Origin of the sequence: Buttiauxella cochleicola, from assembly GCF_021283185.1 — a bacterium.
Lineage (GTDB): Bacteria > Pseudomonadota > Gammaproteobacteria > Enterobacterales > Enterobacteriaceae > Buttiauxella > Buttiauxella massiliensis.
The window spans coordinates 14,826-27,418 of the sequence record NZ_JAJSOS010000021.1 but is presented as its reverse complement, the minus strand read 5'-3'; the positions used below and the strand labels follow the sequence as shown (position 1 = coordinate 27,418).

Genomic DNA, 12,593 nt, shown 5'->3' with positions numbered 1-12,593 from the left:
CTGGCACCATCGAACTGCCAGAAGGCGTTGAGATGGTAATGCCGGGCGACAACATCAAAATGGTTGTTACCCTGATCCACCCAATCGCGATGGACGACGGTCTGCGTTTCGCAATCCGTGAAGGCGGTCGTACTGTAGGCGCGGGCGTTGTTGCTAAAGTTATCGCTTAATCGCTGATAACATTTGACGCAACACGCATGAAAAGGGCATCATTTGATGCCCTTTTTGCACGCTCTCTGTCCAGAACCTGGCTCATCAGTGATTTTTTACTCATAATCATTGCTGAGACAGGCTCTGAAGATAGCGTTATACCGAATAGTGCCTGAAAAGAGCCATTCGGTCTGGTTTTGCCTCGCGTATGCGGGGCAAAAATGTTTGTCTGAATTATTGTGACGGGTTGGTTTATGAGTGCGAATACCGAAGCTCAAGGAAGCGGGCGCGGCCTGGAAGCGATGAAGTGGCTGGCAGTTGCTGCTCTGCTGATTGCGGCGATCGTGGGCAACTACATTTATCGTGATGTATCTCTGCCTCTGCGTGCCCTGGCAGTGGTTGTTCTGATTGCTGCAGCGGGTGGTGTCGCGCTGTTAACGACGAAAGGCAAAGCAACAGTTGCTTTCGCCCGCGAAGCGAGAACCGAAGTTCGTAAAGTGATTTGGCCAACTCGCCAGGAGACTTTACACACCACCTTAATCGTGGCAGCAGTTACAGCTGTAATGTCACTGATTCTGTGGGGGCTGGATGGTATTCTCGTCCGCCTGGTTTCTTTTATTACTGGCCTGAGGTTCTGAGATGTCTGAAGCCCCTAAAATGCGCTGGTACGTCGTTCAGGCGTTTTCCGGTTTTGAAGGCCGCGTAGCAACATCGCTGCGTGAGCATATCAAATTGCACAACATGGAAGAGTTGTTTGGTGAAGTCATGGTCCCGACCGAAGAAGTGGTCGAAATCCGTGGTGGCCAACGTCGCAAAAGCGAACGTAAATTCTTCCCGGGCTATGTTCTGGTCCAGATGGTTATGAATGACGCGAGCTGGCACTTAGTGCGTAGCGTTCCGCGCGTGATGGGTTTCATTGGCGGTACTTCTGACCGTCCTGCACCAATCAGTGACAAAGAAGTTGATGCGATTATGAACCGCCTGCAGCAGGTTGGTGATAAGCCGCGTCCGAAAACGCTGTTTGAACCAGGCGAGATGGTACGTGTCAGCGATGGTCCATTTGCTGACTTTAACGGTGTAGTTGAAGAAGTAGATTACGAAAAGAGCCGCTTGAAGGTTTCTGTATCTATCTTCGGTCGTGCTACACCGGTTGAGCTTGATTTTGCTCAAGTAGAGAAAGCCTAGTAATTAGGTTGTAAAAGCAGCGATTAATCGTTGCACAGGGCGCGAGATTGGAATACAATTTCGCGCCTTTTGTTTTTATGCGTCTTGTGCGCGTAGAACGAATTATTCACGGGGAGCCTTCATTGTTTAAGGCGCTATAACCCACTAGAGGAAATTAAGATGGCTAAGAAAGTACAAGCCTACGTCAAGTTGCAAGTTGCAGCTGGTATGGCGAACCCAAGTCCACCAGTTGGTCCAGCTCTGGGTCAGCAAGGTGTTAACATCATGGAATTCTGTAAAGCGTTTAACGCCAAAACTGAATCTATGGAGAAAGGTCTGCCAATTCCGGTTGTTATTACCGTTTATGCTGACCGTTCTTTCACTTTCGTTACTAAAACTCCACCGGCTGCTGTTCTGTTGAAGAAAGCTGCAGGTATCAAGTCTGGTTCCGGTAAGCCGAACAAAGACAAAGTGGGTAAAGTGACCCGTGCTCAGGTGCGTGAAATCGCAGAAACCAAAGCTGCGGACATGACTGGTTCTGACGTTGAAGCGATGACTCGCTCCATCGAAGGTACTGCTCGTTCCATGGGCCTGGTAGTGGAGGATTAAGAAATGGCTAAACTGACCAAGCGCATGCGCGTGATCCGTGACAAAGTTGATGCAACTAAACAGTATGACATCAACGAAGCCGTTGCTCTGCTCAAAGAGCTGGCCACTGCGAAATTCGTAGAAAGCGTTGACGTTGCTGTAAACCTCGGCATTGACGCTCGTAAATCTGACCAGAACGTACGTGGTGCAACTGTACTGCCGCACGGTACTGGCCGTTCAGTTCGCGTAGCCGTATTTGCCCAAGGCCCTAACGCTGAAGCAGCTAAAGCTGCTGGCGCTGAGCTGGTAGGTATGGAAGATCTGGCTGACCAGATCAAAAAAGGCGAAATGAACTTTGACGTTGTTATCGCATCTCCAGATGCAATGCGCGTTGTTGGTCAACTGGGCCAGGTTCTGGGTCCACGTGGCCTGATGCCTAACCCGAAAGTTGGTACTGTAACTCCTAACGTTGCTGAAGCGGTTAAGAACGCTAAAGCTGGTCAGGTTCGTTACCGTAACGACAAAAACGGCATCATTCACACCACCATCGGTAAAGTGGATTTTGACACTGACAAACTGAAAGAAAACCTGGAAGCTCTGCTGGTTGCGCTGAAAAAAGCTAAACCATCTCAAGCTAAAGGCGTTTTCATTAAGAAAGTTAGCCTGTCTACCACTATGGGTGCAGGTGTTGCGGTCGACCAATCTGGTCTGAGCGCAGTAGTGAACTAAGATTCACTGCTTTACGCGGGCGAAAGATTAGTCTAAAATCTTACGCCCGTTGCCTTGCAATGCAGGGCACAAAGAATTTTCGGTTGGAGCCTGGCCTTATCCAGGCCTCCGTCCAAGACCGCAGGTGTTTCGCAAGAGACTTAATTGCCTGCGTAGACGGTGACAGAACCTGAAGAATATTTTTGATAGTCTTTGGCTTGTTTCTGCTCACCGTATGTCGACGTTCATTATCGTTTTGGTAATGAATGAAGTGAGTTCCGGGGGAAACCCCGGCTAATATCCAGGAGCAAAGCTAATGGCTTTAAATCTTCAAGACAAACAAGCGATTGTTGCTGAAGTCAGCGAAGTAGCCAAAGGTGCGCTGTCTGCGGTTGTTGCGGATTCCCGTGGCGTGACCGTAGGTAAAATGACTGAACTGCGTAAAGCAGGTCGTGAAGCTGGCGTTTACATGCGTGTTGTTCGTAACACCTTGCTGCGCCGCGTTGTTGAAGGTACTCAGTTTGAGTGCCTGAAAGACACGTTTGTTGGTCCAACCTTGATTGCATATTCTATGGAACACCCGGGCGCAGCTGCTCGTCTGTTCAAAGAATTCGCTAAAGCGAATGCAAAATTCGAGGTTAAAGCTGCAGCCTTTGAAGGTGAGCTGATCCCGGCGGCCCAGATCGATCGCCTGGCAACTCTGCCAACTTACGAAGAAGCAATCGCACGCCTGATGGCAACCATGAAAGAAGCCTCTGCAGGCAAATTGGTTCGCACTCTGGCTGCTGTACGCGATCAGAAAGAAGCTGCTTAATAGCGCTTTCCTTTCTAACGCATCTGCTTACGTATAAACTTATTCTGATTTTCAGGAACAATTGTTATGTCTATCACTAAAGATCAAATCATTGAAGCAGTATCCGCTATGTCTGTAATGGACATTGTTGAACTGATTTCTGCAATGGAAGAAAAATTCGGTGTTTCCGCTGCTGCTGCTGTTGCAGGCCCTGCTGCTGCTGCTGAAGCTGTAGAAGAGAAAACTGAGTTCGACGTTATTCTGAAAGCTGCTGGCGCTAACAAAGTTGCAGTTATCAAAGCAGTACGTAGCGCAACTGGCCTGGGCTTGAAAGAAGCTAAAGACCTGGTTGAATCCGCTCCAGCTGCGCTGAAAGAAGGCGTGAGCAAAGATGACGCAGAATCTCTGAAGAAAACTCTGGAAGAAGCTGGCGCTGAAGTTGAAGTTAAATAAGCCAACCTTTCCGGTTGCAGCCTGAGAAATTAGGCTGATGGCTGGTGACTTTTTAGTCACCAGCCTTTTTGCGCTGTAGGGTACCAGTAGCGTTTCACACTGTTTGACTGCTGGTTTCCTTTCAATGTTTGTCTCTATCTACGCCTTAATATACTACGACTTTCTACACCGGGAGTTCCGGGGTAAAGCGTGGCGAAATGGTTTAAGAGTGATAGAAACAGGTATTGCGGAGAGTGTTCCACTTTCCGGTCCACAAAATAGTGTTGCACAAACTGTCCCCTTGTCGGGCAGATGGGTCGACTTGTCAGCGAGCTGAGGAACCCTAATGGTTTACTCCTATACCGAGAAAAAACGTATTCGTAAGGATTTTGGAAAACGTCCACAAGTTTTGGACATTCCTTATCTCCTTTCTATCCAGCTTGACTCGTTCCAGAAGTTTATCGAGCAAGATCCTGAAGGCCAGTACGGTCTGGAAGCAGCTTTCCGTTCCGTGTTCCCTATTGCAAGCTACAGCGGTAACTCTGAGCTGCAATATGTGAGCTATCGTCTGGGTGAGCCGGTATTTGACGTTAAAGAATGTCAGATCCGCGGCGTGACGTATTCCGCTCCCCTGCGCGTTAAACTGCGTCTGGTGATCTACGAGCGTGAAGCGCCGGAAGGCACCGTTAAAGATATTAAAGAACAAGAAGTTTACATGGGTGAAATTCCACTCATGACAGATAACGGCACCTTCGTTATTAACGGTACTGAGCGCGTTATCGTTTCTCAGTTACACCGTAGCCCAGGTGTGTTCTTTGATAGTGACAAAGGTAAAACCCACTCTTCTGGGAAGGTGCTGTATAACGCACGTATCATCCCTTACCGTGGTTCCTGGCTGGATTTCGAATTCGACCCGAAAGACAACTTGTTCGTACGTATTGACCGTCGCCGTAAATTACCAGCGACCATTATTCTGCGTGCGTTACAGTTCACCACTGAGCAGATTCTTGATCTGTTCTTTGAGAAAGTTAATTTCGAAATCCGTGACAACAAGCTGCAGATGGAATTGGTGCCAGAACGCCTTCGTGGTGAGACTGCATCCTTTGACATCGAAGCTGACGGCAAGATCTATGTCGAAAAAGGCCGCCGTATTACTGCGCGCCATATTCGTCAGCTGGAAAAAGACGATATCAAGCTTATCGAAGTTCCGGTTGAATACATTGCTGGTAAAGTTGCGGCTAAAGACTACGTTGATGCATCGACTGGCGAACTGATTTGCCCGGCGAACATGGAACTGTCTTTGGATCTGTTAGCTAAACTGAGCCAGTGTGGTCATAAGCGTATCGAAACGCTGTTTACCAACGACCTGGATCACGGTGCATACATTTCTGAGACCATCCGTGTCGACCCAACCAGCGATCGCCTGAGCGCGCTGGTTGAAATCTATCGCATGATGCGTCCTGGCGAGCCACCAACTCGCGAAGCAGCTGAAAACCTGTTCGAGAACCTGTTCTTCTCTGAAGACCGTTATGACTTGTCTGCGGTTGGTCGTATGAAGTTCAACCGTTCTCTGCTGCGTGATGAAATCGAAGGTTCAGGCATCCTGAGCAAAGACGACATCATCCAGGTTATGCGTAAGCTGATCGGTATTCGTAACGGTCAGGGCGAAGTGGATGATATCGACCACCTCGGCAACCGTCGTATCCGTTCCGTAGGCGAAATGGCGGAAAACCAATTCCGCGTTGGCCTGGTACGTGTAGAGCGTGCGGTTAAAGAGCGTCTGTCTTTGGGCGACCTCGATACCCTGATGCCTCAGGATATGATCAACGCCAAGCCTATCTCTGCTGCGGTCAAAGAGTTCTTCGGTTCCAGCCAGCTGTCTCAGTTCATGGACCAGAACAACCCGTTGTCTGAGATTACGCACAAGCGTCGTATCTCCGCACTTGGCCCGGGTGGTTTGACCCGTGAGCGTGCAGGCTTCGAAGTACGTGACGTACACCCAACCCACTACGGTCGTGTATGTCCAATCGAAACTCCTGAAGGTCCGAACATCGGTCTGATCAACTCCCTGTCTGTTTATGCACAGACTAACGAATACGGTTTCTTAGAAACTCCGTATCGTCGCGTTGTTGAAGGTGTTGTAACTGACGAAATCCATTACCTTTCTGCAATTGAAGAAGGTAACTACGTTATCGCTCAGGCTAACACCAATCTGGACGAAGAAGGCCGTTTCGTAGACGACCTGGTAACTTGCCGTAGCAAAGGCGAATCCAGCTTGTTCAGCAACGACCAGGTTGACTACATGGACGTTTCTACCCAACAGGTAGTTTCCGTCGGTGCGTCCCTGATCCCGTTCCTGGAACACGATGACGCCAACCGTGCATTGATGGGTGCGAACATGCAACGTCAGGCCGTTCCAACTCTGCGTGCTGATAAGCCGTTGGTTGGTACTGGCATGGAACGTGCTGTTGCCGTTGACTCCGGTGTTACTGCGGTTGCTAAACGTGGCGGTACTGTTCAGTACGTTGATGCGTCTCGTATCGTTATCAAAGTTAACGAAGACGAAATGCTGGCTGGTGAAGCTGGTATCGACATCTACAACCTGACCAAATACACCCGTTCGAACCAGAACACCTGCATCAACCAGATGCCATGTGTTTCTCTGGGCGAACCTGTTGAACGTGGCGATGTGTTGGCAGACGGTCCGTCTACTGACCTCGGTGAACTGGCTCTTGGCCAGAACATGCGCGTAGCGTTCATGCCGTGGAACGGTTACAACTTCGAAGACTCCATCCTCGTATCCGAGCGTGTTGTTCAGGAAGATCGTTTCACAACTATTCACATCCAGGAACTGGCATGTGTGTCTCGTGACACTAAGCTTGGGCCTGAAGAGATCACTGCAGACATCCCTAACGTGGGTGAAGCAGCTCTCTCCAAACTGGATGAATCCGGTATCGTTTATATCGGTGCTGAAGTGACCGGTGGTGACATTCTGGTTGGTAAGGTAACGCCTAAAGGTGAAACCCAGCTGACTCCAGAAGAGAAACTGCTGCGTGCAATCTTCGGTGAGAAAGCGTCTGACGTTAAAGACTCTTCTCTGCGCGTACCAAACGGTGTTTCCGGCACCATCATCGATGTGCAAGTCTTTACCCGCGATGGCGTGGAAAAAGACAAGCGCGCGCTGGAAATCGAAGAAATGCAACTGAAGCAGGCGAAGAAAGACCTGACTGAAGAACTGCAAATCTTTGAAGCTGGTTTGTTTGCTCGTATCCATGCTGTGCTGGTTGCTGGCGGTGTTGAAGCTGAGAAGCTCGACAAATTGCCACGCGATCGCTGGTTGGAACTGGGTCTGACTGACGAAGAGAAGCAAAACCAGCTCGAACAGCTGGCAGAGCAGTACGACGAGCTGAAGCACGAGTTTGAGAAGAAACTTGAAGCTAAGCGCCGCAAAATCACTCAGGGCGATGACCTGGCACCTGGCGTGCTGAAAATCGTTAAAGTGTATCTGGCCGTTAAACGTCAGATCCAACCTGGTGACAAGATGGCAGGTCGTCACGGGAACAAAGGTGTTATCTCCAAGATCAACCCGATCGAAGATATGCCTTACGATGAAAACGGCACGCCGGTAGACATCGTACTGAACCCGCTGGGCGTACCATCTCGTATGAACATCGGTCAGATTCTGGAAACCCACTTGGGTATGGCTGCTAAAGGCATCGGCGAGAAAATCAACGCTATGCTGAAGAAGCACGAAGAAGTTTCCAAGCTGCGCGAATTTATCCAGAAAGCATACGACCTGGGTTCAGATGTTCGTCAGAAAGTTGACTTGAACACCTTCACCGACGATGAAGTTCTGCGTCTGGCTGAGAACCTGAAAAAAGGTATGCCGATTGCTACTCCGGTATTCGACGGTGCAAAAGAGTCGGAAATCAAAGAGCTGTTGCAACTGGGTGGCCTGCCGACTTCCGGTCAGATCACTCTGTTTGATGGCCGTAGCGGTGAGCAGTTTGAGCGTCCAGTAACCGTAGGTTACATGTACATGCTGAAACTGAACCACTTGGTTGATGACAAAATGCATGCGCGTTCTACCGGTTCTTACAGCCTTGTTACTCAGCAGCCGTTGGGTGGTAAAGCTCAGTTCGGTGGTCAACGCTTCGGTGAGATGGAAGTGTGGGCACTGGAAGCATACGGTGCTGCTTATACCTTGCAAGAAATGCTGACTGTTAAGTCTGATGACGTTAATGGCCGTACCAAGATGTATAAAAACATCGTGGATGGTAACCATCAGATGGAACCAGGCATGCCGGAATCCTTCAACGTACTGTTGAAAGAAATCCGTTCGCTGGGTATTAACATCGAGCTGGAAGGCGAGTAATCACTCGTATCTGCTGTACTGGTTACAGGATGTCCGGGTCACACCGGACGTCTCTGAGAAGTCTCACTCCGACGGGAGCTAATCCGTGAAAGACTTACTTAAGTTTCTGAAAGCGCAAACTAAGACCGAAGAGTTTGATGCGATCAAAATTGCTCTGGCATCGCCAGACATGATCCGTTCTTGGTCGTTCGGCGAAGTTAAAAAGCCGGAAACCATTAACTATCGTACGTTCAAACCAGAACGTGACGGTCTGTTCTGTGCTCGTATTTTTGGGCCAGTAAAAGACTATGAGTGCCTGTGCGGTAAGTACAAGCGCCTGAAACACCGTGGTGTTATTTGTGAGAAGTGTGGCGTTGAAGTTACCCAAACTAAAGTGCGCCGTGAGCGCATGGGTCACATCGAGCTGGCTTCCCCAACTGCACACATTTGGTTCCTGAAGTCACTGCCGTCTCGTATCGGCTTGCTGCTGGATATGCCACTGCGTGATATCGAACGTGTACTTTACTTCGAATCATATGTGGTAATCGAAGGCGGGATGACCAACCTCGAGCGTCGTCAGATCCTGACTGAAGAGCAGTATCTTGATGCGCTGGAAGAGTTCGGTGACGAATTCGATGCGAAGATGGGTGCGGAAGCTATTCAGGCCTTGTTGAAAAACATGGATCTGGAGCAAGAGTGTGAAACTCTGCGTGAAGAGCTGAACGAAACCAACTCCGAAACCAAACGTAAAAAGCTGACCAAGCGTATCAAACTGCTGGAAGCGTTCGTTCAATCTGGTAACAAACCAGAGTGGATGATCCTGACCGTTCTGCCGGTTCTGCCGCCAGATCTGCGTCCATTAGTTCCGCTGGACGGCGGTCGTTTCGCAACGTCGGATCTGAACGATCTGTATCGTCGCGTTATCAACCGTAACAACCGTTTGAAACGCCTGCTGGATCTGGCTGCTCCTGACATCATCGTACGTAACGAAAAACGTATGTTGCAGGAAGCGGTAGATGCCCTGCTGGATAACGGCCGTCGCGGTCGTGCCATCACCGGTTCTAACAAGCGTCCTCTGAAATCTTTGGCCGATATGATCAAAGGTAAGCAGGGTCGTTTCCGTCAGAACTTGTTGGGTAAACGTGTTGACTACTCCGGTCGTTCTGTAATCACCGTAGGTCCATACCTGCGTCTGCATCAGTGCGGTCTGCCTAAGAAAATGGCACTGGAGCTGTTCAAACCGTTCATCTACGGCAAGCTGGAACTGCGTGGTCTTGCTACCACCATTAAAGCTGCGAAGAAAATGGTTGAGCGCGAAGAAGCTGTCGTTTGGGATATCCTGGACGAAGTTATCCGCGAACACCCGGTACTGCTGAACCGTGCACCAACTCTGCACCGTTTGGGTATCCAGGCATTTGAGCCAGTACTGATCGAAGGTAAAGCTATCCAGCTGCACCCGCTGGTTTGTGCGGCATATAACGCCGACTTCGATGGTGACCAGATGGCAGTACACGTTCCACTGACGCTTGAAGCTCAGTTGGAAGCGCGTGCGCTGATGATGTCTACCAACAACATCCTGTCACCAGCGAACGGCGAGCCAATCATCGTTCCTTCTCAGGACGTTGTATTGGGTCTGTACTACATGACCCGTGACTGTGTTAACGCCAAAGGCGAAGGCATGGTGCTGACTGGCCCTAAAGAAGCTGAGCGTATCTATCGCGCAGGTCTGGCCTCTCTGCATGCGCGTGTAAAAGTGCGTATCACTGAATATGAAAAAGGCGAGAACGAAGAGTTCGTTGCCAAAACCAGCATTATCGACACTACCGTAGGTCGTGCGATTTTGTGGATGATCGTACCGAAAGGTCTGCCTTACTCCATCGTCAACCAGGCGCTGGGCAAGAAGGCAATCTCCAAAATGCTGAACACTTGTTATCGTATTCTGGGCCTGAAGCCTACGGTAATCTTTGCTGACCAAACGATGTACACCGGCTTTGCTTATGCAGCGCGTTCAGGTGTATCCGTTGGTATCGATGACATGGTCATCCCTGCGAAGAAAACTGAAATCATCTCTGAAGCGGAAGCTGAAGTTGCTGAAATTCAGGAACAGTTCCAGTCTGGTCTGGTAACAGCCGGCGAACGCTATAACAAAGTAATCGATATCTGGGCTGCGGCGAACGATCGTGTATCTAAAGCGATGATGGACAACCTGCAAACCGAATCCGTTATTAACCGTGACGGCGTCGAAGAGCAGCAAGTTTCCTTCAACAGCATTTACATGATGGCCGACTCCGGTGCTCGTGGTTCTGCAGCACAGATTCGTCAGTTGGCTGGTATGCGTGGTCTGATGGCTAAGCCAGATGGCTCCATCATCGAAACGCCAATCACCGCGAACTTCCGTGAAGGTCTGAACGTACTCCAGTACTTCATCTCCACGCACGGTGCTCGTAAAGGCTTGGCGGATACCGCACTGAAAACTGCGAACTCCGGTTATCTGACGCGTCGTCTGGTTGACGTTGCACAGGATCTGGTTGTTACCGAAGACGATTGTGGCACCCTCGAAGGTATCACGATGACTCCGGTTATCGAAGGCGGCGATGTTAAAGAACCACTGCGCGACCGCGTTCTGGGCCGTGTAACGGCTGAAGATGTGATCAAGCCGGGTACTGCAGACATCCTGGTAACCCGTAACACCCTGATCGATGAGCAGTGGTGTGACGTGTTAGAACTTAACTCTGTTGATAGCGTGAAAGTACGTTCTGTTGTTGGTTGTGAAACCGACTTCGGCGTGTGTGCACACTGCTATGGTCGCGACCTGGCACGTGGTCACATCATCAACAAAGGTGAAGCTATCGGGGTTATCGCGGCACAGTCCATCGGTGAACCAGGTACTCAGCTGACGATGCGTACGTTCCACATCGGTGGTGCGGCATCTCGTTCTGCTGCTGAATCCAGCATTCAGGTTAAGAACAAAGGTAGCATCAAGCTCAGCAACGCGAAGTCGGTTGTGAACTCTGCCGGTAAACTGGTAGTGACTTCTCGTAACACTGAACTGAAACTGATTGATGAATTCGGTCGTACTAAAGAGAGCTATAAAGTTCCTTACGGTGCGGTAATGGGTAAAGGTGATGGCGAGCAGATTGCAGCGGGCGAGACCGTAGCAAACTGGGATCCGCACACAATGCCAGTCGTCTCCGAAGTAAGTGGTTTCATCCGCTTTACTGACATGGTTGATGGCCAGACCATTACTCGTCAAACTGACGAACTGACAGGCTTGTCATCTCTGGTTGTTCTGGATTCTGCAGAACGTACCGCGGGTGGTAAAGATCTGCGTCCAGCACTGAAAATTGTTGATGCTCAAGGCAACGACGTTCTGATCCCTGGTACAGATATGCCAGCTCAGTACTTCCTGCCAGGTAAAGCGATTGTTCAGCTGGAAGATGGTACTCAGATTCACTCTGGTGACGCGCTGGCGCGTATTCCACAGGAATCAAGTGGTACCAAGGACATCACCGGTGGTCTGCCACGCGTTGCTGACCTGTTCGAAGCACGTCGTCCGAAAGAGCCTGCTATCCTTGCTGAAATCAGCGGGATCATCTCCTTCGGTAAAGAAACCAAAGGCAAACGCCGTCTGGTTATCTCTCCACTCGACGGCAGCGATGCTTACGAAGAGATGATTCCTAAGTGGCGTCAGCTGAACGTGTTCGAAGGCGAAGTTGTAGAACGCGGTGACGTTGTTTCCGATGGTCCAGAATCTCCGCACGACATTCTGCGTCTGCGTGGCGTGTATGCTGTGACTCGTTACATCACCAACGAAGTGCAGGACGTTTACCGTCTGCAAGGCGTTAAGATTAACGATAAACACATCGAAGTAATCGTGCGTCAGATGTTGCGTAAAGCAACCATCGTTAACGCTGGTAGTTCTGACTTCCTGGAAGGTGAGCAGGCTGAATACTCTCGCGTCAAGATCGCTAACCGCGAACTGGAAGCGAACGGCAAGATCAACGTGTCCTTCTCACGCGATCTGCTGGGTATCACCAAAGCCTCTCTGGCAACCGAGTCCTTCATCTCCGCGGCATCGTTCCAGGAGACAACTCGTGTGCTTACCGAAGCAGCTGTTGCGGGTAAACGTGACGAACTGCGCGGCCTGAAAGAGAACGTTATCGTCGGTCGTTTGATCCCTGCTGGTACCGGTTATGCGTACCACCAGGATCGTATGCGCCGTCGTGCAGCGGGCGAAGCGCCAGTTGTACCTCAGGTCACTGCAGCAGATGCAACTGCCAGCCTGGCAGAATTGCTGAACGCAGGTAATCTGGGCGGTAACGATAACGATTAATCGTTAGAGACGCCAAAAACAAAAACCGCTCGAAAGAGCGGTTTTTTTATGCCTGAAATCTGAAGCGTTAA

At 50.1% G+C, this 12,593-nt stretch carries 9 protein-coding genes; all 9 read left to right on the top strand.

What is annotated here, in order from left to right; translation table 11 throughout:
* A partial coding sequence (locus LVQ76_RS21660; protein WP_491009102.1) for an EF-Tu C-terminal domain-related protein occupies positions 1-170 on the top strand: 170 nt, incomplete at its 5' end.
* 234 nt (positions 171-404) lie between these two features.
* Entirely contained in the window at positions 405-788 is a 384-nt protein-coding gene (gene secE / locus LVQ76_RS21655) for a preprotein translocase subunit SecE (protein ID WP_151996063.1), read from the top strand.
* A 1-nt stretch (position 789) separates the two neighbouring features.
* On the top strand, positions 790-1,335 hold the full coding sequence (gene nusG, locus LVQ76_RS21650; RefSeq protein ID WP_034461806.1) for a transcription termination/antitermination protein NusG: 546 nt from the start codon (positions 790-792) through the stop codon (positions 1,333-1,335).
* 159 nt (positions 1,336-1,494) lie between these two features.
* The gene (gene rplK / locus LVQ76_RS21645; RefSeq protein ID WP_120066378.1) at positions 1,495-1,923 is read left to right on the top strand and encodes a 50S ribosomal protein L11; all 429 of its coding nucleotides are present in this window, start codon (positions 1,495-1,497) and stop codon (positions 1,921-1,923) included.
* Between the two features lie 3 nt (positions 1,924-1,926).
* Entirely contained in the window at positions 1,927-2,631 is a 705-nt protein-coding gene (gene rplA / locus LVQ76_RS21640; protein ID WP_034461804.1) for a 50S ribosomal protein L1, read from the top strand.
* Positions 2,632-2,926: 295 nt separating this feature from the next.
* Positions 2,927-3,424: a 50S ribosomal protein L10 gene (rplJ, locus tag LVQ76_RS21635; RefSeq protein WP_034461803.1), complete on the top strand. Its 498-nt coding sequence runs from the start codon at positions 2,927-2,929 to the stop codon at positions 3,422-3,424.
* Between the two features lie 66 nt (positions 3,425-3,490).
* A complete protein-coding gene (gene rplL / locus LVQ76_RS21630) occupies positions 3,491-3,856 on the top strand; it encodes a 50S ribosomal protein L7/L12 (RefSeq protein ID WP_064515273.1) in 366 nt (121 codons plus the stop codon).
* A 325-nt stretch (positions 3,857-4,181) separates the two neighbouring features.
* Positions 4,182-8,210: a DNA-directed RNA polymerase subunit beta gene (gene rpoB, locus LVQ76_RS21625; protein WP_151996064.1), complete on the top strand. Its 4,029-nt coding sequence runs from the start codon at positions 4,182-4,184 to the stop codon at positions 8,208-8,210.
* Between the two features lie 85 nt (positions 8,211-8,295).
* The gene (gene rpoC / locus LVQ76_RS21620; RefSeq protein ID WP_064515278.1) at positions 8,296-12,522 is read left to right on the top strand and encodes a DNA-directed RNA polymerase subunit beta'; all 4,227 of its coding nucleotides are present in this window, start codon (positions 8,296-8,298) and stop codon (positions 12,520-12,522) included.
* The last annotated feature ends 71 nt before the right edge of the window (positions 12,523-12,593 follow it).

Coding starts and splice junctions, on each gene's coding strand:
- rpoB (WP_151996064.1), top strand. CDS start 4,182: ATGGTTTACTCCTATACCGAGAAAAAACGTATTCGTAAGGATTTTGGA.
- rplJ (WP_034461803.1), top strand. CDS start 2,927: ATGGCTTTAAATCTTCAAGACAAACAAGCGATTGTTGCTGAAGTCAGC.
- rplL (WP_064515273.1), top strand. CDS start 3,491: ATGTCTATCACTAAAGATCAAATCATTGAAGCAGTATCCGCTATGTCT.
- rplA (WP_034461804.1), top strand. CDS start 1,927: ATGGCTAAACTGACCAAGCGCATGCGCGTGATCCGTGACAAAGTTGAT.
- secE (WP_151996063.1), top strand. CDS start 405: ATGAGTGCGAATACCGAAGCTCAAGGAAGCGGGCGCGGCCTGGAAGCG.
- rplK (WP_120066378.1), top strand. CDS start 1,495: ATGGCTAAGAAAGTACAAGCCTACGTCAAGTTGCAAGTTGCAGCTGGT.
- nusG (WP_034461806.1), top strand. CDS start 790: ATGTCTGAAGCCCCTAAAATGCGCTGGTACGTCGTTCAGGCGTTTTCC.